12 protein-coding genes are annotated in these 24343 nt (G+C 36.5%); 4 read left to right on the top strand and 8 right to left on the bottom strand.

What is annotated here, in order from left to right:
• Positions 1–2: 2 nt before the first annotated feature.
• The 6 genes from VB776_RS11720 to VB776_RS11695 all read right to left on the bottom strand — a co-directional run bounded on the left by VB776_RS11720 (position 3) and on the right by VB776_RS11695 (position 9709).
• Positions 3–3014, bottom strand: coding sequence for a DUF4132 domain-containing protein (locus VB776_RS11720; protein ID WP_323329201.1), 3012 nt, complete (start codon positions 3012–3014; stop codon positions 3–5).
• Between the two features lie 37 nt (positions 3015–3051).
• Positions 3052–4128, bottom strand: coding sequence for an ATP-binding protein (locus tag VB776_RS11715; protein ID WP_323329199.1), 1077 nt, complete (start codon positions 4126–4128; stop codon positions 3052–3054).
• A gap of 61 nt (positions 4129–4189) precedes the next feature.
• Entirely contained in the window at positions 4190–5767 is a 1578-nt protein-coding gene (locus tag VB776_RS11710) for a DUF5691 domain-containing protein (RefSeq protein ID WP_323329197.1), read from the bottom strand.
• A gap of 2 nt (positions 5768–5769) precedes the next feature.
• Positions 5770–7119, bottom strand: a complete 1350-nt coding sequence (locus tag VB776_RS11705) for an SWIM zinc finger family protein (protein WP_323329195.1) — start codon at positions 7117–7119, stop codon at positions 5770–5772.
• A 114-nt stretch (positions 7120–7233) separates the two neighbouring features.
• Entirely contained in the window at positions 7234–8064 is an 831-nt protein-coding gene (locus VB776_RS11700) for a ThuA domain-containing protein (protein WP_323329193.1), read from the bottom strand.
• Between the two features lie 139 nt (positions 8065–8203).
• Complete coding sequence (locus tag VB776_RS11695; RefSeq protein WP_323329191.1) at positions 8204–9709, bottom strand: malate:quinone oxidoreductase; 1506 nt, start codon at positions 9707–9709, stop codon at positions 8204–8206.
• 673 nt (positions 9710–10382) lie between these two features.
• Here VB776_RS11695 and VB776_RS11690 point away from each other — a divergent pair.
• The 4 genes from VB776_RS11690 (at position 10383) to VB776_RS11675 (ending at position 19626) form a co-directional block, all read left to right on the top strand.
• The gene (locus VB776_RS11690; protein ID WP_323329190.1) at positions 10383–11822 is read left to right on the top strand and encodes a TolC family protein; all 1440 of its coding nucleotides are present in this window, start codon (positions 10383–10385) and stop codon (positions 11820–11822) included.
• A gap of 100 nt (positions 11823–11922) precedes the next feature.
• Entirely contained in the window at positions 11923–13065 is a 1143-nt protein-coding gene (locus VB776_RS11685) for an efflux RND transporter periplasmic adaptor subunit (protein ID WP_323329189.1), read from the top strand.
• 148 nt (positions 13066–13213) lie between these two features.
• Positions 13214–16372, top strand: coding sequence for an efflux RND transporter permease subunit (locus VB776_RS11680; RefSeq protein ID WP_323329188.1), 3159 nt, complete (start codon positions 13214–13216; stop codon positions 16370–16372).
• A 491-nt stretch (positions 16373–16863) separates the two neighbouring features.
• Positions 16864–19626 (top strand): PQQ-dependent sugar dehydrogenase, encoded by a 2763-nt coding sequence (locus VB776_RS11675; RefSeq protein ID WP_323329187.1) that lies wholly within the window; start codon positions 16864–16866, stop codon positions 19624–19626.
• Between the two features lie 82 nt (positions 19627–19708).
• Here VB776_RS11675 and VB776_RS11670 read toward each other — a convergent pair whose 3' ends face one another.
• Both VB776_RS11670 and VB776_RS11665 read right to left on the bottom strand, forming a co-directional pair.
• Entirely contained in the window at positions 19709–20827 is a 1119-nt protein-coding gene (locus VB776_RS11670) for an efflux RND transporter periplasmic adaptor subunit (RefSeq protein WP_323329186.1), read from the bottom strand.
• A gap of 241 nt (positions 20828–21068) precedes the next feature.
• Complete coding sequence (locus tag VB776_RS11665; protein ID WP_323329185.1) at positions 21069–24341, bottom strand: efflux RND transporter permease subunit; 3273 nt, start codon at positions 24339–24341, stop codon at positions 21069–21071.
• Positions 24342–24343 lie beyond the last annotated feature (2 nt).

Here is a 24343-nt window from a genome sequence, read left to right as displayed (position 1 = left end):
GTTTAAGTAGCTTGAATGAGTTTATCAATATCAGCAATTACTTCTGAATAAAATATAGGAGGAATATCTTTGAGTGTAATTTTGTCTTGCCAATCTTTTCCCATAAAATAAATATCCCTTACAGTAGCGGTTGCTGTTCCGCCTTGATACCAAGCATATAAACCTTCAATATTTACAGATGCCTTAACATCATGTTGTTTGAATTTCTTTGTAAGTTCCGTTCGTCCGCCATCACCATTTGATTTAATCCAGCCATATTTTTCGATCGTAGAGGCAACAAAATCTGCTCCCTTTGGAATATCCATATTAGCAAGCATCCGAGTATAGCTTTTATCTTTCTCTTCGTCGAGGATACGAAAAACTTTCCTTTCGAGCTGTGGGAATATACCATTGAAACCCATTTTGTAAATTTTATCTTTCCAAGCAATTAATTGGTCTGTAGTTAGATAAATTGGGTGTAAAATTCTAATGGTATCGGTCTGATTTAATGTTATTTCTTCATCATTTTCATCATAAAGGGAAGTATCATCTGAGCAATAAAAGACATTTTTTAAGGTGTCATTTTCATCAAATACACCCCAAAGAAGTTTCATTGCATAGACAAACATAATTGGATTCTGTAAGAAAAACGTTTGCCATTGCTCAACATCCCAAAATCTTGCTTCTGTCAAGTATTTTTCTAAGCGACCACTCTGTGATTTTACTATGTCTCTAATTTCCTTTTCAATTTCTTTAAACTCTTTTTTTAAATCAGAAGGTGTATCTTTTGGAATAGACTTCCGCATTTTATTATCCTCATCGAAAAAGCAAAGGTTAAAATCTGCATTGATAAAAGCACGGTATTCATCTCCTCCAACCTCAAATAATTTAAATAAGCCATCAAAGCCAAAGTCTGGAACTATTCTATCTGCTAACTCATCGGCAGTTATATTTAATTCCTGTGCGGCAGCCTCCAGTGCTTGTGTTGCACTATCACTTACGGAAGGACGTTTACTTGCAAACTTCCTCGAAATCACCTCAACGCTTCGTAGTGCTTTATTCGTACCAACCATTGCCATTGCTTCCACGGAATATTCAGCCATTTTATAGCGTTTTTCTTCCATACTTTTCCTAAAAATGGTATTCAATATGGGTAAAATTTCATTTCCCCCCATTTGACCTCCAGTAGTGAGATAATACTTTAATTTTGTATTAGAGCCACTTTCAGAGAAAGCCTGAACCAATTTCTTAGCAAATTCACCACATTTACTTTTATCCAACGCATTGATTACTTGGCGAGCTTCAATATCAGAATTTAGCCCTTTGCTTCGAGCCATCCGATAAAAGAGAAATCTAATTTGTGATTGATTTAGTTCTGTGCCATTTTCCTCCCAAAAGAGTTTGGGTAATGTACTTTCATCAACCCATTTTTCGGTAAACTTGCCAAGTTTACCTCGCTTTTCTGCTTTTTGTATTAGTTCTTGAAGTTGCGGAAGTGTTAGTTTTTCCCCGTAAAGTTGTTCTGAAAGTGTATCTAAAATTATATCACGAGTATCATCATTTTTCTCTGTGTCAATAACATCTTTGAGTGCATTTAAAGCGGTATTCGTATTCAAGTACGATAATACTAATGCTCCTGTGATACGGCTGTCGGCAGTTTTTGCATTTAATAATCCTTTAGCTCTTTCAAAAACAACATCACCTAATTTACTAAGCGTTTGAGCGGCTAATATTCGATTGGCTTTAATAATATGATTTTCAGCAAAATCCCAAACCTTATCTTCGATAGATTGGAAATTATACTTTTCTAATTCAACCAAAATTCTTGAAAAGTATTCTTTTCTTACGTACTTGGCTGATTTTTGTAATGCATTTCCTAAATATTCTAAGCTATTTTCTTTAAATTCTATACTTAAAAATTGTATAAACTCTGGATATAAAAAATCTGAAGTTAGAACGTATTTATGTATTTTATCGTGGGCATTTTCAGTATCATATTTCAATAAAAATTTTGTCATAGCGACACTCAAACTGTAATATGTTTGTTCATAAGTGGTATGACTATCGTACATCATATTCCATGTTTTATCACCATAAAAAGTAGATTTAGCTCTTGTATTCATGTATTCCTCAATGAGTCTAAGTGCATTCGCTTGATATTTGTCTGGAAAACTTTCGTTCAGTTTAGCATAAATTGAAAACCGCTCATGAAATCGAGACTTGGCTTTGAACATGGTATTTAAAACTATCTCTTCATGTTTTTGAGCATCTTTATTAAGGATAAAAAGGGCATTTTGTAAATTAAATTGAAGTATTGTCTTATTATCATAAGTTTGGGAATGAGATATATACTTCTCATATTTACCTTCCAGCCCTTGAGGGTAATATTCGTATAAAAATTCAAGTGTAGTATCCCTCAATGAACTTGAATTGTAGTCATCAAATACTGCTTTATCCACTAAATCTATATAATTTTCCCCAAAAGAAATCCCAAGAATATTATTGTTTTCCTTTAGAAGTTTGAGTAAGAATTTAGCAAAAGAGGTTAATTTTCTTTCCGACTTTCCATCATTATTATATATATCCCTAAAATATGTATTATGATATTGATACTGAAGTACATAATCCACAATTTGTTTTTTTGAGAATCCTTGTTTTTGCAAAAAAACTAAAAAATCATCAGAATTATCGGTTTCAGAATATACTAGTTTATAAAAAATGAATGCTTTTACTAGCCAAAATACTCGTGAGTTTTGGTTAGCAGGTCTTATTAGGCTTTCAATGATAGGGTCTTTATAATCCCAAAATTGATAATTTTGAGAAACAGCACTATTTAAAAAGTCAACTAGGTTATGATTATCAAAGCCAATAATCATATCTCTAAAATTGGCTGGTACAGGTACTTCACCCAACAAAATAGATTTTAAATTATCCAATAATTTTGATAGCTCCTTAGCTTCATTTGGGTTGCTGTGTTCAATTTGCCAAAGAGTTCTATCATAAGCTTGTTGAATAGCGTGTTCTTTCGTGTTCATAAGGTTAAAATTAATATGGCAAATAAGTGATATATGGTTACGACAACTCCCTACAAGCCCGATAAATATCTTTCCATTCTTCTCTGCTTTTTATGACTGTTTCTAAATATTCTTTCCAAACGATTTTATCTTGAACTGGGTCTTTTACAATTGCACCCATGATGCCTGCGGCTAAGTCTTGGGCATTCATATTTCCATCGCCAAAATGAGCGGCTAAAGCCAAGCCATTATTCACTACCGAAATGGCTTCGGCAGTACTGAGCGAACCTGTCGGCGATTTTAGTTTGGTTTTTCCGTCTTCGGTTACTCCATTTCTTAATTCTCTGAAAATCTTCACAATACGCTGAATTTCCTGTAAAGCAGGAGCTTGTACTGGTAAATCTAAACTTTTAGCAAGGCTGGCTACTCGCCTACGCACAATATCAACTTCTTCTTTGGCACTTTCTGGAAGGGGCAAAATAACGGTATTGAAACGTCGCTTTAATGCTCCCGAAAGTTCATTTACGCCTTTGTCTCGGTTATTGGCAGTAGCTATGACGTTGAAACCTTTAATCGCTTGTACTTCTATACTCAGCTCAGGAATCGGCATTGTTTTCTCTGAAAGTACCGTAATCAAAGTGTCCTGTACATCAGCGGAAATACGGGTTAATTCCTCGATTCTAGCAATTTTTCCATCTTTCATAGCGGTCATCATGGGTGTTGTGACCAATGCTCTTTCGGTTGGTCCTTCTGCCAAAAGGCGAGCATAATTCCAGCCGTAACGAATGGATTCTTCGCCTGTGCCTGCCGTTCCTTGAATTAATAAAGTAGAATCGCCTGAGATGGCGGCGGCTATATGTTCTGAAACCCAAGACTTAGCTGTGCCGGGCAAACCGTAAAGTAATAAAGCTCTGTCTGTGGTAAGTGTTGCCACGGCAATTTCCATTAAACGACGGTCGCCAATATATTTTGGAGAAACCTCAAAGCCATTTTTGAGCTTCCCACCCATTAAATACGTCACTACTGCCTGTGGCGTTAATAACCAGTTGGCAGGGAAATGTCCAGTATCTTGTTTTTTTAGTTCGGCTAATTCTTCCGAAAATTGTACTTCTGCGTGTTGGCGTAAAAGATTCATGCGATGATTGTTTTAAGATAAAGACCTTGCTCGGAACGTCCTAACTGGTTTAAAATATGTCCTATAAATCTATTCTTTGTTTTATTTTTAAGGCTGTTACGATAGCTTCTACAAAATGTTTTTCCCAATGTTTGATGTAATAAGGGTTTGTAGAGGAAGGATAAACATTTTCCTTGAGTAGAAAAATACTGGCTGATGGATGCAAGTGTTTTACCATAAAAACAGCAAGTTGCTCAGGAATATAAGTATTCCGCTCGATGATGGTAGCATAGCATTCTCTAACGATTGTATTTGAAAAATCAGCAGACCAAGTACCATTAAAATTACCAAAACAAGCTTCTAAAGCTTGAAGAGAAGTTAATTGTTTGCTTGAAAGAATATACTCTTCCCGCTCATTTTCAGTCAATAAAGCCAAAAGCGGAAGCTGGTCGTTCAAAGAAGTAATTTTCAAAAGGGCTTTTGCTAAAACTATATTTTTGTGGTGAAGTGCATTATTGATAAGTGCATTTAAAAAAACGGCTAATTTTTTCCCTGATAATTTTACCGTAAATGCTTCTGAAATAAAGTACTTTACCGTTGCTTCAATGTCTTTTTCTAAATGCTGAGTCCAAAAATCAAAAGGTAAATATTCCAGAAAACAAGCAAACCAATAATACTGATTTGTTGTAAAAATGGCAATGTCTGGAGATTTTTCAAAGCCATATTCAGAGTCCATCGTGCTGATATTCAAAAAGCTATCATCTTGTTCTGGCAATAATAATACTTTATTTTCTTTGCCAATCCACCCCATCATCCCTTTGGCTTTTTCATGGCTGAAATATCCTTCTAAGGCTTTTGTCGTGCGTGCATAAGTATCTGTATTCACAATGCCCATCAGCAAGCCTTTTAGCATTTGTCTGATTTCTTTTTGTGTCTTACGTTCTTTTGCTTTAAAAGTAAATTCAGGGATAAGACTTTCGATAAAAACGATATCCGACGATTCAAAAGTTGTTTTTATGACCTCAATAAAAGCTTTTTTATCATTGAGTGATTCTTCTTTCCAAGTATTTTCTAATAAGGTTAAAGCTTTCTGAGGATGCTCTTTTCTAAGCTCAATAAACAATTCACGTCGTTCTGCAAGTTTTCCTTCTTGCCAAATTTGTTCTGCGGAAAGTTGCTCTTTTTGTGTAATACTTGTTTTGAAAGCCAATAAATCTAAACCATTTTTACTAAGTACTTTAATGATTTTAGGATGAAACTTTTTAGGTAAACTCTCTGCCAAACTCAACAGCGATACTGTGTTTTTAGCTGTACAAATCTGTTTTCGCTCTATCAATTTATCAAGCCAAAGGGCTAATAAATCATTTCTAAAGTAGTATTGTATTTCCAGAATGTCATTTAAAATAGTAGCAAACTTTTGTGGTGCTACCTCAGCAAACTCATCGTGGATTTCTATCGGAAGTTCCCCTACAAAACGCTTTGGTTTTTGTCCTGATACTTCATAAAATGCCAAGAGTGCTGCTGTTTTAAAAAACCGTGCTTCTTTGTCTGTCTCTGGCATTTTTTCAATGATATTACGGATACTTTCTGGCAATAGTTTTTCATCAAATACCATTTTATCTGTGCCAAGTAGTGCCGTATTAATAAGTTGTTGTAACATATTTATAACATTAAGTATGTGTCTCCATTAAAAACCCCCAAAGGCAAAAAGCCGTCATGTCTAAAAACGCCTGCTAAATTCACAGGTGTATTTCCAGCATAAGCATAAAGAGTTAGCATTTTATCTTCTGCCCAAGAAAGACTAATTTCATGATAGTGCATGGTGCTGTCGCAGAGAATAGGTTGTTTTTTGCCTAAAACAAAACGTAAATCTTTGATTATCATCGGAATATCATTCACAAATGGATACTTACTTAGCTGTTCTGAACGGAATTGAAAAGCCGCTGTCCAATCATTGAGCATTTCGGGGAGGATTTCTAATGTTTCCACAAACCCTTTTTGTAGATTAATAATAGCCCGATGTGGCAATACAGAGGGGAAAAAAGCCAATTCTGCTTCTATCAAAGCTCCTGGCAAAACGGCATTTTCGAGTGGAGAAAAGGGTGTTCCAAAATTGAGAATTAAGGCAGAACGATTGGTTTTTGTAGCCCCAAGCCAATTTCGCTGTACAATAATGCCTTCAGTTTCTTGTTGTTCTTGTCCCAACACAATCCAAATATCTTTTACTTTTTCTGCCTCATGATTTTGCAATAAATCCTTTGATGATTGATTCCAGCCTACTAAATTTTTAAGACTTTGTTGCCATTCAAGAGATAGCTTTGAGGCATTTTTAAAGGCTTCAATCAACAAAAACAATTCGGCAGCAATCCGAAGCGATTCTTGTTGCCAATCATTATTTTGCTGATAATTTAAGGCTTTAAAAGCCCGAACTCGTCCTGCCAAACCTGTTGCTTTTGCATCGACCATACGAGCTGCAATTTGTTCAAAGAAACGAGAATCTTTATTTGGTAAAGCTAAAAAACCTGCTCTTAACAAATCTTTAAGCCATAACTCCAACTCAGCTACACCGCCTTCTACTTGTAAAAGGCGTTCTGTTTGGCGTTTTTCTTTACTCTTTTGGGCTTTTTCATCGGTGTTTGATGAAGACTCAGACTCAATCTTTACTTCTATTTTTTCGGCTTTGGAGATTCTTTTATCAATCCATTCCTTTACCCAATCTGGTTCGAGGTCTGATTTTGAAAACAGCGTTGGTTGTTTCGCAAAAGCCAACATCAAGCCAATACCATGTTTACAAGGGAACTTGAATGAAGGACAAGAACACTTATAAGCGATATTTTGTAAATCAATTTGAGTACGGTAGGGTTTTGAACCACTTCCTTTGATTTCGCCCCAAAGTACACGGTCACTAAATTGTTTTGCCAACCACTGATTGGCATTAGATAATGCTCTGCCTGCTTTTAAAGAAGCGGCATCTGGAGCAAGGATTTCTACTTGTTGTTCTGAAAAGTTCAAGGTGAGGGTTTTAGTAGGTTTTATAGGTTCAAATAAAGGAATTGTTCTATATATTTCCAAATTGGAACAAAAAAAGATATTTTCTTCAAATGGTCAAAATGACCATTTGAAGAATTAGGGTTTTCCCAACCATAAAAGTCCATCAAGTATCAATTGGCTTTGTATTTTATTCTGAAAAGTATTTGATAAATCTGCGTTTGTTTTGTGTTCATAATCAATATCGTTATGACCCATATTGACGTAAATCATTTTGTACTTTTTATTCGTCCAAACCACAGGATAGTCGCCACTGTGCCAAATTTCATGCGCTTTTGGACCTGTTCCCAATGGAAAACTATCAGGATGAATAGCAATTAATACTTCGATAGAAGGATTTTTTCGCAAATCATTCGTCCAACGATACCACTCATTTGGTGCGGAAGCGAAGGTTTTTGGCAAATGTTTTGCAATTGGATGCTTTGGGTTTTCTACTTTTAGTATTGCCGAAGTTGGTCGCCAAGTGTTGCTTTTGTATTCGCCTGAACCCAAGAAATTTTCGTGATACCAATCCCAATTTTGCGGATAAGTAGAATTATTGAGGGCAAAACCTGCAAAATGAAAACCCATCCAAGCTCCTCCATTTTCCATGTATTGCTGGAAAGCGATTCTTTGTTCAGGTGTTTCGGGACGAGTGTCCAAAAAGAGTACAACTTGATATTTTGAAAGAAAATCAGGATTCAGGTTTTGCCAATTATTAGTAGAATCATAACTGAAATGATGTTTTTTCGCCATTTCAGCAAACCATTTATTGGCTTCGTGTACATAACTAATATGGGCTTGGTCGTTCTTGGCAGTGTAAAAACCTATCACGTTAAAATTGGAATGTGTTTTTTGAGCAGTAATTCCTGAAAAAGTGAAAATGTTTAATAGCAAAAAGAGTAAAAATGAAAGTTTGTGCTGAAACATTTGAATGCCGTTTATGAAGATTAATTGTCTAAATTTAAACGTATTCATTACTCTTTTCTATCCTCTTTTAATTGGTGTAAAACAAAAAAGTCAATCAAGGTTTCCCTTAATTGACTTTCTATCTCTAAAAATAAAAGTATTAAACAGCTACTTGTAATTGTAGAGCTTCTGCTGTTTGCATTCTTATATTTTCGCTTAATTCAGCATTTTTGCTCAAAGATTCACCGAATGAAGGAATCATTTGCTTTAGTTTTTCTTGCCATTCTCCTGATTTTAATTGTTCTGGATAACAACGTTCTAACAAAGTAAGCATAATTGAAACGGCAGTTGATGCACCCGGAGAAGCACCTAATAAAGCTGCAATCGAACCATCGGCAGCACTTACTACTTCTGTTCCGAATTCAAGAATTCCACCATGTTTTGGATCTTTCTTAATTACTTGTACACGCTGACCAGCCGTTTCTAATTCCCAATCTTCCATTTTGGCATTTGGCAAATAGTCTCTAAGTGCTACCAAACGGTCTTCTGGCGATTGACGAACTTGGTCAATTAAATATTTTGTCAAAGGAATATTATCTAAACCAGCCGAAATCATCGGGTAAATATTATTTGGTTTGATAGACAAAGGTAAATCTAACAAAGAACCATTTTTCAAGAAACGAGTCGAGAAACCAGCGTAAGGACCAAAAAGTAATGCTTTTTTACCATCAATCATACGAGTATCCAAGTGAGGAACCGACATTGGCGGAGAACCAACGGCAGCTTTTCCATATACTTTAGCGTTGTGACGCTCGATAATTTCTGGATTTACACATTTCAACCATTGTCCACTTACAGGGAAACCGCCAAAACCTTTTCCTTCTGGAATTGCAGCTTTTTCTAATAATGGTAAAGAACCACCACCAGCACCGATAAAGACGAACTTCGCTCTAACAACTCTTTTATCGCCAGTTGTCAAATCTTTTACTTTGATTTTCCAAAAACCGTCTTTTTTCTTCAGCTTTCTTACTTCATGATTGAAATGAATCGAAACATTTTGATTATGTTGTAAGTCTTCAAACATAATTCTGGTTAAAGCACCAAAGTTTACATCTGTACCCAAATCCATTCTGGTTGCAGCCACTTTTTCCTCTGGATTTCTACCTTCCATTACCAAAGGCATCCATTCCGAAAGCTCTTGTGGGTCTTCAGAATAAATCATTCCGTTGAATAAATGAGATTCCTGTAAGCGAGTAAAACGCTTATGTAAATAATCTACATTTTTTTCGCCCCAAACAAAACTCATGTGCGGAGTACTTTTGATAAAAGCCTCTGGCGACACATCATTTCTTTTCTGTACAAGATAAGACCAAAACTGTTTTGATACTTCAAAAGACTCTGCAATTGCAATTGCCTTAGAAATTTCAACAGAACCATCAGCTAATTGAGGCGTATAGTTTAATTCACAAAAAGCCGAGTGCCCAGTTCCCGCATTATTCCAAGCATCCGAACTTTCGGCTGCAGCAATGTCTAAGCGTTCAAACACTTCTATACTTAAATCTGGTTGCAGTTCTTTGAGTAATGCCCCTAAAGTGGCACTCATAATTCCTGCTCCAATCAATACTACATCAAGAACTTCGTCTGAATTATTATTTTTACTAGTCATAAATCAATTAATTTTTGGACAATTCTAAAAGAAGAAAAAATGGATTTTGCCAGTTTGAAAATTGGAGATTCATAATAGGATTTATCCAATATTTAGTTCACCAAACAAAGTTATTACCTCAAATATCCTAAACAAACAGCTAAGGGTAATCTTATAAGTTATGTCCAATTACTCATTAGAATTAATCTATAATTTGCGGAAAAACTTTACAATGCCTTTACAGTTTTTATAAAAATTTTACTTTGAAGAAAAATGAGAGGAATATAGATTGTACTTGTTTAGCTCTTTGTGAATCAGCAATTAAGCGGAGACTGAATTTTATCAAATACCGATTGCCATCAGCAATAATGGTAGAAATAACAGGAATTTGTATAACAACATCTTCTAAAAAAGGTAAGAACTTTGTTTTCAAGGTTTCGTCAATCTCAAATTTGCTGAAATTTGAGGGAGGTTTATAATGTATTGGAAGCCATTTCTAATGCTTAGTATCTCATAATTCAACATGTAGTAATAAACTCTTTTGAAGAGTAAGCATTGATGTAGAACGTATTTTTTAGAAAGAAAAGATGCTATCAATAAAGTGCAAAAATCCTATTTTATAAAAAATAGACAACAAAATTGACTATTTTTTTCAATTCATGAACGAATATCATTTTTTATAGGTTATAAAGTCATGTTATTATCCAAAAAAATCAGTAAACCCGTTTATATTTATTCAAAACAATTTATTTTACCTATCAAATTCATGCGTCAGACTAGAAAAATACTATCAATGATGTTGCTGACAACGTTATTGGTTTTAAAAATTCCCTCGAATCTATACTCCCAAACGGTTGTTCAAGAAAATTCGTCGGAAAAGCTTGTGGCAACGCCCAAATTAGATGATGCCACGCTTGAGAATGTAGTACAATATGCGATTAAAAATCATCCACAAATTCAGCAGTCATTTATCGACCAGCGAATCGTTGAAAATACCATCAAGAGTAAGTTAGCCGATTGGTATCCGCAAATCAATTTCAATTACAATCTACAGCATAACTTTTTGGTTCAGACAAGTATTATCGGCGGAAACCCTGTAAAATTGGGCGTTGATAATACTTCGGCAGCACAGTTTTCGCTTTCACAAAACCTTTTTAATCGTGATGCACTTTTAGCCAATAAAAGTCAAAATGATGTGCGTTTGCAAGCGAGCCAAACAACAGCGAATGCTAAAATCAATTTAGCGGCGAATGTTTCCAAAGCATTTTATGCAGTATTGGCAACGAAACAACAAATAAAAGTAACCGAAGGCGACATTATTCGTTTACAGAGAAGTTTGAAAGATGCTAAAAATCAATACAATGCAGGAACGACTGATAAAATCGACTACAAAAGAGTAAGCATTACTTTGAACAATACTTTGGCTTTGAAGAAAAGTAACGAAGAATTATTGAAAGCAAGATTACAAAACTTGAAATCGTTGATGGCATATCCTGAAAATGAAGAATTGGTGATTGTATATGATACTTTACAGTTAGACAGAGACATCGTGATTGATACTTTACAACAATCAGATTTTACTTCACGCATCGAATACAAGCAATTGGCTACGTTAAAAAACCTTCGTGAAGCGGAATTGAAGTATAATAAATGGAGTTATTTACCTTCGGTTTCTTTCAACGGAGCGTACAATCTTAACTTTTTGAATAACTCGTTTACAGATTTATATTCAAATAATTATCCGAACTCTTTCGCCAACATAACGCTTTCTTTACCGATTTTTCAAGGAGGAAAACGAAAGGCAAATATCAATTCTGCTGAATGGCAACTCAAGCGTGTAGATTTAGACGTTAAAAATCTGAAATTGAGCGTCAACTCAGAATATCAACAAGCTTTGGCTACTTATAAAAGTAATTTGGCTGTGTTTTTTTCACAAAAAGAAAACATGGAGTTGGCAAAAGAAGTCTATGATTTAATTCAATTGCAATATCGTTCGGGCATTAAAACGTATTTGGAAGTAATTACTTCTGAAACGGATCTTCGGACGGCAAGAATCAATTATTATAATTCATTGTACTTGGTATTATCTAGCAAAGTAGATGTACAAAAATCATTAGGACAACTTACATATTAATGCTGAGTTTTGAGTGTGGATTGCGGAATAAATATGCCTATACTCATTGTAAACGAATTAAAATCTTCTGGTAAAACAGCAACGAATAACAGACAAATAAATGAACAGAATCAATATGTTTTTCGATAAATCAACACAATTATCAATCATTGCCGCTTTGTTTTTATTAAGCTCATGCGGTGATAAAAAGGCAGGACAAATGCCAGCGTTGCCTCCCGTTCCTGTAACGATTGAAGCAGTACAAGTAACAGATGCTTCGTATCATGATGAATATCCTGCTACCGTAACGGCTTTGGATGTGGTAGAATTACGACCACAAGTAAGCGGTTTTATTACGGGCGTACATTTTAGCGATGGTTCAAGAGTACGCAAAGGACAATTGTTGTATTCAATTGATACACAATTATATGAAGCCAATTACGACCAAGCCGTTGCAAATTTGAGTGTACAAGAAGCCAATTTAGCAAAAGCACAAAAAGATGCGAACCGTTTTCAAGAATTAGCAAAAAATGATGCCGTAGCCAAACAATTGGTTGATAATGCAGATGCGGCTTTGGAAGTAGCCAAAAAACAAGTGGAAGCTTCAAAAGCAAATATCAAAGGCGTACAAACCAATGTGCGTTATACCAAAGTATATGCACCTTTTGATGGAACAATTGGTATTTCTTTAGTGAAAAAAGGAGCAGCTGTAACGGCAGGACAAACGATTTTGAATACGGTTTCTACGGATAATCAATTAGCAGTTGATTTTAACGTTGACCAAAAAGATATTTACTACTTCAGCAACTTAATCCAAAAAGGGAAAGCCAACAATGATTCTACTTTTACACTTGCATTTGGGGGAGATATTTATCCACACACAGGAAAAATCCTTTTAATGGATAGAGCCGTTGACCCACAAACTGGAACGATAAAAACTAGACTGGCTTTCCCTAATCCTAAAAATTTACTTCGTTCGGGGATGACAGGAACTGTTAGAGTATTGAGTACTTCAAGCAAAGCCGTTGTGATTCCTTACAAAGCAATTTCTGAACAATTAGGAGAATTCTTTGTGTACGTACCGGGCGATAGCAGTAAAGTAACGCAAAAAAGAGTACAACTAGGTACAGCTTTGGGTACGAATATCATCGTAAAAGATGGTTTGAAAGAAGGCGATAAAATTATCGTTGAAGGAATTCAAAATTTACGTGAAGGTGCTGTTTATACAACAGAAGTTCCTTCGGCTACACCAGCGAAAAAATAAGCTTATTGAGAGTGCATGAGGTTGAGGTTTATGAGTACAAAGTCTATGAGTTCAAAATCATAAACATGTCTTATAAACTTTAAACTCATGAACTCAGCACTCATAAACTTATCAATATAAAGACTCAAAAAAATTAAAAAATATAGAAATGATAGCAGATGTTTTTATAAAAAGGCCAATCACCGCAATTGTTACCTCATTGGTGCTTGTCATCGTAGGAATCATTGCCTTGACTACATTGCCTATCTCACAATATCCAGATATTACGCCTCCAACCGTTACTGTTTCAGGTAACTTTACAGGAGCAGATGCCCAGACGGTGGAGCAAACCACCACCACACCGATTGAAACGCAAATCAACGGTACGCCGGGCATGACGTATATGTCGAGTAACAGTACCAGTAGCGGACAAAGTAGTATTAACGTTACTTTCGATATTGGTACAGACGTAAACATTGCTGCACTGGATGTGCAGAACCGTGTAAGTGTGGCACAACCAACTTTACCAGATGCGGTAAAACGTTTAGGATTAACGGTTCGTAAGCGTAATCCAAGTATCATGATGGCATTGGCTTTGTACTCGCCAAATGGCACGCATGATGCAAAATTCATCGGAAACTTCGCTAATATCTACGTAAAAGATGCTCTTCAAAGAGTAAAAGGAGTAGGAGATATTGTATCAAGAGCGGATGATTTTGGGATGAGAATCTGGTTGAATCCAGAAAAATTGGCAGCCATGCGTATGACTCCAAGTGATATTACAGCGGCTTTAGCAGAACAAAACCTACAGATTGCAGCAGGTACAGTTGGTGGAAATCCACAACCGTCAACGCAAGCTTTTGAATATAGCGTTTTGACAAACAGTCGTTTAAACACAAAAGACCAGTTTGAAAATATTATCGTTCGTACTGTACCAGCTACAGGAAGTATTGTGTATTTGAAAGATGTTGCCAGGGTAGAATTAGGAAGATTTGATTATGGTGTAAATGCCTTTGTTTCGGGTAAACCAGCAGCTTTTGTAATTATCTACCTAGCACCAGGAGGAAATACCTTGAAAACATACGAGGGAGTTGTAGCGGCTTTGACAGAAATGAAAAAGACTTTCCCGAAAGATATTGACTACGTTGTGCCTTTAGAGTCTGCTTCAGTGGTAAAAGTTTCTATTGAAGAAGTAATTCATACTTTGGTTGAAGCTTTGATTTTGGTAATTCTGGTTGTATTCTTATTCCTTCAAAACTGGAGAGCTACTTTGATTCCAATCTTGGCGATTCCAGTTTCATTAATCGGAACGTTTATTTTCTTTATTCCATTTGGGTTTACGATTAATACTTTAACGTTGTTTGCCTTTGTATTGGCAATTGGTATTGTGGTGGATGATGCCATTGTAGTGGTAGAAGCCGTACAGCATAATATGGATGAATACGGAATGACGCCAAAACAAGCAACGAAGAAAGCCATGAAAGACATTTCTGGTCCAGTAATCGCTATTGCTTTAATTCTTGCTGCGGTGTTTGTACCGGTAAGTTTTGTGCCGGGTATCGTTGGTAGATTATATCAACAATTTGCTATTACTATTGCGGTTTCAGTAATTCTTTCAGCATTTGTAGCACTTTCTTTAACGCCAGCATTGTGTACAATTATGCTGAAACCATCAAAAGATAAAAATGCACAAAAAAATGCTTTAGAAAAATTCTTCGCTTGGTTCAATACTAAATTCGATAGCCTTTCTCATTCTTATACAAGAGGTGTGGCGAAGTGGATTAAAGCAACGCCAATGGTTTTGGTGATGATGGTTTGCTTATTTGTTGGTTTAGGATATTTGTTCAAAACAAAGCCAACAGGCTTTATTCCTACTGAAGATGAAGGACGTTTGTATGTAACTTACGAAATGCCAGAAGCTACTTCTACCAGCCGAAACGTGGCTTTGTTTCAAACTATTATGAAACGTTTGGAAGTATTGCCAGAAGTAAGAGTAGTCGGTGGTATTGCTGGTTTGAACATCGTAAGTTTCTCTAACAAAACAAACGTTGGTACTTTCTTTGTGAACTTAAAACCTTGGTCGGATAGAGAAGGGAAGGAGCATCAAGTACAAGCAGTGATTGAAAAAATTAAAAAGAGTACGGCTGATATTAAAGAAGCCAGAGTCCTTGCAATTGCACCGCCAGCAATTCCTGGATTAGGGCAAACGGCAGGTTTTACTTTTGAACTTTTACAGACAACCAGTCCCGATAATGTTCAACAATTTGAAAAAGTAGCTCGTAAATTTTTGGCGGCAGTCAATCAGCGTCCAGAAATTGGTATGGCGTTTACTTTCTTTAGTTCACGCACGCCAAGTTATCAGATTGATGTAGATCGTGACCAAGCCAAAAAACAAGGTGTACAAGTATCTGATGTTTTTGGTACGCTTTCTACTTTATTGGGTAGTTCGTATATCAACGACTTTACTTTATATGGTAGAAACTTTAGAGTAATGGTGCAAGCGGATAGTAGCTACCGTTCTTCTTTAGAGAAAATCGAAAAGTTTTATGTAAGAAATAACGTTGGAAACATGGTGCCATTGAAAGCTTTAGTAAAAGCAAAAGTGGTGGAAAATGCTGCCTTGATTTCGCATTATAACGTTTATCGTTCTATTGAAATCAACGGTTCGCCAAAACCTGGTTTTAGTAGCGGACAAGCCATTACGGCTTTGAAAGAAGTCGCTGCAACTACTTTACCAACAGGTTATTCGTATGAATTTTCAGGAATGAGTAGTGAAGAATTAAAGGCAGGCGATAGCACAACATTAATTTTTGGAATTTCTATCGTGTTCGTATTCTTGTTTTTGGCTGCTTTGTATGAAAGCTGGTCTATTCCATTCTCAGTATTGTTTGCCGTGCCGATTGGGGCTTTTGGTTCAATCTTAACGCTTACTTTCTTACCGAATCTTTCGAATAATATTTATGCCCAAATCGGTTTGATTACCCTGATTGGTTTGGCAGCGAAAAACGCTATTTTGATTGTAGAGTTTGCCAAAGAACGTGTTGACAAAGGAATGGAATTAATTCCTGCTACTTTAGAAGCCGTACAATTACGTTTACGACCAATTATTATGACTTCCCTAGCCTTTATTCTTGGCGTTTTACCTTTGGCATTTGCCAGTGGTGCAGCGGCTGAATCTCGTAAAACCATTGGTTGGACAGTATTTGGTGGAATGTTGGCCGCAACCTCTTTAGCGATTTTCGTCGTACCAGTACTTTTTGTATTGATTGAAAAAATAGCAGGAGGAAAGAAAAAGAAGGAATCAGCAACTGATTTAGCAATAGAGTAAAATAATATTTTGAATTGAAAAAGGCTTCACCGTGAAATTGTTTCACCGTGAAGCCTTTTTTGTTTTTTGGGATTCAAAAATGCAATAGCATAGATTACATGTAGTTGAAACCTTTATTGTTACCGTTTCTTATCTCAATTAATTGTCAATCGGTAACTGCAAGAGTTACCGCTACATCATACTTTATCCTAGGAGAAAATACCTTAAAACTTTTGTACACCTACTTAATCTTTACAAGGTTATTTTACTTCTCTACAACAATTTTTCATTACAAAGAGTATTAAATCAAAAAATCGTTCTATTTAAGGAATATAGTATTTGTAAATGGCAATTAGTCAGGATTAGTTTACCCCCTAATTTTGACGAAAAACCAGACAGCATTATGCTTTCTACTTTATAAATTTGTATTATTCAATACAATTGTTGAATAATCACTTTGTCTGTAGAGGTGCTAAATCTTTGTATTCTATTATTTAATTAATAAACACTCAATGTCTATTACTTTCGCTAAATACAGTTTATATCTAGGAGCATTTCTAGGTTTAAGCTCTCTTACCCATGACGCTACGACCACGCAAGTAAAAGCCGAGAAGGCTCAGGTGTGGGCTGATACGCTAAACCGACCTGAAGAAAATCGCTTTACAAAAAGCGTACTTTCTAATGACCTCAACGAACCGATGGAATTGGCAGTTGCACCCGACGGTCGTGTTTTTTTTGTAGAAAGAGCTGGAAAATTTTATGTGTATGACCCCGTACAGAAAAAAACAAGATTATTGTACGATTTCCCTGTAAAAGCGGTTGATAAATATTTGAATGGTTTATTAGGGATGACAATTGACCCTAATTTTGCCCAAAATCATTATCTCTATTTTTTCTATACGATAGAAGACAAAGGACAAACCAAACAGAGAATCGGAAGATTTAAAGTAAATGACGATAGTACGCTTGATATTGAAAGTGAAAAATCTATCATTGAATTTCCACTTGATTTAGAAGTAAGTGCGCATACAGGTGGTTCTATGGCTTGGGATGCTCACGGTAATTTGTTTATTTCAACAGGTGATAATACAGTGCCTTTTGAATCAAACGGACATGCACCTATCGACGAAAGAGAAAAAAGACCAATTTTTGATGCACAACGCTCGGCTGGAAATCCGAATGATTTACGTGGAAAAATTCTTCGTATTCATGTAGAATCAGATGGTTCATATACGATTCCAGAAGGTAATTTATTCCCGAAAGGAATGGAAGGTACTCGTCCTGAAATTTATGTAATGGGATGTCGTAATCCATACCGTATTTCAGTTGACCCAGCTACTTCAATTTTATATTGGGGTGAAATCGGTCCTGATGCTGGAACAGATGGCGTACAAGGCCCACGTGGTTATGACGAATTCAACCAAGCGAAAAAAGCAGGGAATTATGGTTGGCCATATTTTGTAGGCGACAACAAAGCGTACAATCAATATGATTTTGCGACTAAAAAAGTAGGGACTCCTTTCGATGCCAATGCTCCAGTGAACAATTCTCCTTATAATACAGGGATGAAAAATTTGCCTCCAGCACAAAAAGCAATGATTTGGTATCCATATAATCAATCTGCTGAATTTCCAAAATTAGGAGTAGGTGGTAGATGTGCGATGGGTGGTCCAGTTTATCATTATGATGCTTCTGTGGCAAACCCAAGTAAATTGCCTGCTTATTATGATAAAGCTTTATTTGTGTATGACTGGATGCGTAACTGGATTTATGCAGTACGTTTAGACGAACAACAAAATTACCAATCAATGGAAGCATTTATGCCAACTACAGGTGATTTCCGTCGCCCAGTAGATATGGAAATTGGTCCAGATGGTAGCGTTTATTTATTAGAATATGGCTCAGTTTATGGGATTGATAATGAAGATGCTCGTTTAGTGAAAGTTGATTTCAATAGCGGTAACCGCACGCCAGTAGCACAAGCAATTGCTGCGGATACCATCGGACTAGCACCTTTTAAAGTAGCGTTTACAGGAGATAAAAGCCATGATTTTGATAAAGGAGATAAATTAAGTTACCAATGGAAATTTGAAGGAAAGGCAATTTCTAACGAAGTAAATCCAACTTATACTTTCAGTAAAAATGGTATTTATAAAGTTTCGCTTACTGTAAAAGACCAATTAGGAGCAAGTAGCACAAGTACTATTAATATTAAAGTGGGCAATACCGTACCAGAAGTAGCCATCGCTACAACCGACAACAGTACTTTCTTCATTCCAACACAAACGCCTTTTAAATATGCCGTAAGTGTGAAAGACAAAGAAGATAAATTGATTGACCCGAAACGTGTAAAAGTAGTATTGAATTATATTCCAAAAGTGAGCAAAGAACCATTGATGGGACATCAACAATTGACTTCTACTTTCAGTTTAGGAAAAACATTAATTGCAGGTTCAGACTGTAAGGCTTGTCACCAAGTAAATGCAAAATCGGTTGGTCCATCATTTACCGAAGTTTCTAAAAGATATAGAGACGATAAAACGGCGATTGCTAAATTGGCAAATAAAATTATCATTGGTGGTGGTGGCGTTTGGGACGAACGTGAAATGAGTGCTCACCCACAACTTTCTCGTGAAGAAACCACTGAAATGGTGAAGTATATTCTGTCATTAGGCAACGAACCTATTGAAAACAGAATTCCTCAAAAAGGTTCGATAACGCTTAAAGAACATGTTGGAAAAGAACAAGAAGGACGTTACGTGCTGACGGCTTCATATACTGATAAAGGTTCTTTAGTTGCACCACAAGGCAAAACAAAGACGGTATTATCCTTGAATAAAACAGATGTGTTGGTATTGCGTCCAACAAAGGTTTATGGTAGCGAAGCAGATGAGTTGAACAACGTTAGCAGACAAGGAAAACGTTTGGGAAGTATTCATAATGGTTCATACTTTGTGTTGAAAAATATCGACTTGAAAAATATAGAACAATTAACTTACCGTTATTCTTCAAGAGATAAAGGAGCAACAATTGAGGTACATGCAGATTCACCAACGGGTGCTTTGCTAAGTACTTTAAACTATGAACCAACAGGAAACTGGAATACTTATGTTGAAAAAAGTGCTACATTACAAGCAACGAATGGTAAGCACGATTTGTATTTTGTATTTGTAAAAACAACAATGCCAAACAAAGATTTATTCAGTTTAGAATGGATAGATTTTGTACCAACTGCTGCCCAGAACCAATCACCAAAAGCAACGGTTGGAAAGTAAACCTTAGAATGTTTTGGTAGAAAAAGATAACTCATTTTTCATTAGGGCTGGACTTAAGTCCAGCCCTAATGAAAAATGAGTTTTAATCCTTCTTAATCTTCACCTCCGAGCCTTCTCTCACTTCTTCGGTCGCTACTTTTACCAATTGGTCGCCTTCTGATAAATCACCGTAGATTTCTACTTTTCCATCGGCTTCTCTGCCTTTTCTTACTTCTACCCATTCAGCTTTTCCATTGACTATTTTTACGACAAATACTTTTTCTGGGGCATTCGCAACGGCAGCTTTTGGCACAACAAAAGTTTTTTCAGTAGCTGGAAATGTAATTTTTACTTCGGCAACCATGCCCGGCAATAATTTCTTTTGACTATTATCAATGTCCATTTCAATGCGTTCTGAGCGAAATTTTGTGTCTAAAGCACCCGCCAAACGATTAATTTTAGCTTTGAATACTTCGCTCGGAAAAGCTTTTACCGTAAAAGTAATCTCATTTTTTTCGCCTAAATACGAAGTATAAGCTTCTGGAATCAAGACGATTAAACGAAGTTTTTTCTGGTCTTGTAAAGTGAACATCGGAAATTCAGAACCTTTTCCAGAAGGGCCAACATAAGCCCCAACACTGATATTACGAGCCGTAATAAAACCACTGAATGGCGCTCTGATTGCCAAGTAATTCTTATTGTCGGCAATTTCTTTATAGCTTGATTTGGCGGCTTCTAATTGTGCCAAATCCGCATTTTTACGTGCCAAAGCTTGGTCTAACTCATTGGACGAAATCGTTCCTGCGGTTTTGCTGGTTTGTAAAAGCCTGTCGTACAAAGCTTTACTTGCCGAATACATCGCTTCTTGCGATTGTAATCTTGAAGCCGATGCCGATAATTGCGAGGAAAGTTCGGGTGCTTCCATCGTTACCAACAATTGTCCTTCTTTTACTTCTGAGCCAACGTCAACATTCATTTTTTGTACAAAACTGTTTACTTTGGCATAAATATCTACGCTGTGTTTGGCAATTAATTCCCCCGGAATTTGAATTTTGGTGGACATCATGCCTTTTTCCAACGAAAATACTTCAACACTGTGTACGGTTGCTGCGGTTGATTTTTCTTCTTTTTTCGCTTCCGAATGTCCGCAACTATTGAATAATATCGTGGCAGAAAATAAGCCAGCGACAGTTAAAATTGATTTGATAGCTTTTGATTTCATGGTTGTATTTAGCTTTTAGCTAATAGCTGTGAGCTAACAGCTATTTATATTTTTTTAATTCATCATTCAAAACTTATTACTAATAATTAGTCGAGTACGAAAGTTTTAAGGCTATTTGGGATTTCTGATTTCGGAAATTTTATAAAACTTTTCTAAGAAAAGCGTTTTGCAAATCGGAAATCAACAATTTTATAAAGACTAATTCCTAATTCAAAACTCCTCACTCAAAACTCAAGACTCCTCACTCACTCATTCCACTCTCATAAATCGTAGGAATATAATGTTTGCTTTCCTTGTCTTCTGGGTCGAGCGAAACAGATTCTGTGGACGTTTTTTCTTGAAACCAAGCGAAAACCAAAGGAAGTATAATTAAAGCGGCAAAAGTTGAGGCAATCAATCCGCCAATCACGGCACGAGCCAGCGGTGAAGTTTGGTCGCCACCTTCGCCCAAACCCGAAGCCATCGGAATCATCCCCACGACCATCGCCACAGAGGTCATTAAAATCGGACGAATACGCAAGGCTGCTGCTTCTTTGGCGGCTTCTAAAGCATTTCCTGTTATTTTTCGGAGTTGCTCGGCATTCGTAATCAGCAAAACCGCATTGGCAATGGATACTCCAACAGACATGATAATGCCCATGTACGATTGTAAATTCAAAGTAGAATTCGTTAATTTCAGCATCAATAAAGCCCCTAAAATTACGGCTGGAATGGTGGTAAGAATAACGATAGAAACTTTAAATGATTGAAAATTAGCCGCTAACATCAAGAAAATCACCACAATGGCAACTAATAAACCAGCTTGTAAACTATCTAAAGTTTCTGTCAATACTTTGCTTAAACCGATAGGTTCAATGGTTAAACCTCTCGGTAATTCGCCCAGCGAAGCAATGGCTTTTTGTACATCTTCTGTTGCCGTTCCTAAATCTTGTTTGTATAAATTGGCAGTTACTGAAAGCGTTGGTAAAGCCCCCAAATTATCATTTTCACCATAAATTGTATCGCTTTGAATCGTTGCTACGTCGCTCAGAACAGGTCTTATCGCATTTCTTTGTAAAGAAATTTCGCCGATATCGCCAATGCTGGTCATTTTATTTTCAGGAATTTGTACTTGCACACTGTATGTCAAACCTGATTTTTCATCGACCCAAACACTTTTATCAGTATAACGAGACGAAGAAGTTGAGGCAGTAAGGGTGCGAGAAATTTCACCCATATCTACTCCCAATTGCGAAGCCCGTACTCGGTCGATATTAATATTAATCGCTGGATATTTGATGGATTGCCCCAATTGTACGTCTCTCAAATAATTGATTTCACTTAATTTGGCAATCAATTTTTTGGCATATTCTTCATTGTTTTTCTTACTTCTTCCTATCAAACGTACTTCAATTGGCGTTGGCGAACCTTGGCTCAGGATTTTATCTGTCAATTCAATTGGTTCAAAAGAAAGCTTCAAATCTGGCATGGTTGCTTTGATTCTCTTTCTGAAATCATCTTTTAGCTCTTCTAAATCTACTTTAAAATGTTCGTTGAGTTGCACTTGTAAAACGGCTTCTTGTGGACCACTCATAAACAAGTAAATCGGACTGGTAGAGAAAAGTCCGGGGTGTTGCCCGACGAAAGCAGAAGTAATTTCTACGTTTTCTTTGCCAACCATTTTTTCAAGAATGGCGATAGATTGAATCAGTTTTTGTTCGGTTCGTTCAATTCTTGTTCCTTCTTTGGCTCTTAAACGTACTTGAAATTGTCCGCCATTGGTTTTCGGTAAAACGTCTCGTCCAATAGTACTTAACAGTAAAAAAGCAAAGCCAGAAATCACGACTAAATAGGCTACAACCAATGCTTTACGATAAGGAAAAATCTTTTCAAGCATTGATAAAAATGAATTTTTGAAGCGGTCGAAAATACTGATTTTTTTAGGAGGATGTTCTACAAAATCCTTTTTCTGAGTAATCTGATTGAATTCAGAAGCGACACTTATTTTAGAAGCAATGAAATCTTCATTATCGGGTAAATTTGTACTGTGTGGGCGTTCGTGCGTTTTCATCAACCAGTTTGCCATAATTGGCACAAAGGTTTGTGACAAAAGGAATGAAACCAACATCGAAAACCCAATCGCTAAAGCTAAGGGTAAAAACAAAGCTCCTGGAATGCCCGTCATCGTAAAGGCTGGGGCAAAAACTGCCAAAATACAGAAGAGAATCAACAATTTAGGAAAGGCAATTTCCTTACAGGCATCCCAAATGGCTAAAGCTTTGGGCTTGCCCAAATCTAAATGTTGGTGAATATTTTCTATCGTTACGGTGGATTCATCAACCAAAATACCAATCGCTAATGAAAGTCCACTTAGCGTCATGATATTAATTGTTTGCCCGCATAACTGTAAAAAAAGTACACCCGCAATAATAGAAGTCGGAATCGTCAGGATGACAATCAAAGCCCCTCTGGCATCGCCCAAAAAGAGTAAAACCATTAAACCTGTTAAAATTGCCCCGATTGCTCCTTCGGAGAGTAAACTTTTTACGGCATTGATTACGTAAACAGATTGGTCGAATTCATAAGAAAGCGTAACGTCTTCGGGTAATTGACTTTGCAGTTTAGGTAAAGCTTTTTTCAGATTCTGGACTACTTCCCAAGTAGAAGCATTGGCAGATTTGGTAATTGCCAAGTAAACCGAACGTTTGCCATTGATTAAAGCATAACTTCCTGTAATATCGGCGGCATCTTCCACCACGGCGACATCTCTCAGAAAAAGGTTTTGTACGCCACCTTTAAACAAAGGGATTTTTTCAAAATCTTTGATGCCTTTTATCGTCGTGTTGGCTGGCGTCATATAATTATAATCGCCCACTCGCACATTTCCAGAAGGAGAAGTTTGGTTATTGAGACGAATGGCTTCTACAATTTGATCGACCGTCATATTATGCGAACGCATCAATTCTGGGTCGGCTTTTATTACTACTGTTCGAACGTTTCCACCAAATGGAGCTGGCGAAATCAATCCCGGAATCGAACTAAAAGACGAACGAACATAAGTATTGGCAAGGTCTGATAATTCATTATTTGAACGGATGGGGCTACTCAAAACCAGTTGCCCAACGGGTAAAGTAGAAGCATCAAAGCGTATAATAAACGGCGGTTGTGAACCAGGCGGGAAAATAGCCTGCGCTCGATTACTAAAAGCAGATACTTCTGCCGCTGCCTGAGCCATGTTTGTGCCTTGATAAAAAGTAAGTTTCATTAAGGTCAAACCTTGTATATTTTTGGTTTCTATGCTTTTAACACCCGAAACATAGAGTAAAAGATTAACGTATTGTCGCCCAAAAAAAGACTCCATTTGTGTAGGCGTATAACCACCAAATGGGTGTGAAATATAAATCACGGGCATATTCATATCAGGGAAAATATCAATTTTGATATTCCTGATGGCATTGATACCAAAGAACAACAAACCCGCCACCAATACAAGTATCGTGATAGGTTTGCGTAGGGCTGTTTTGATTAAATTCATTA

It is taken from the genome of Arcicella gelida (assembly GCF_034931025.1).
Lineage (GTDB): Bacteria > Bacteroidota > Bacteroidia > Cytophagales > Spirosomataceae > Arcicella > Arcicella gelida.
The sequence above is the reverse complement of the archived record's forward strand: the minus strand, read 5'-3'. Positions and strand labels throughout refer to the sequence as shown.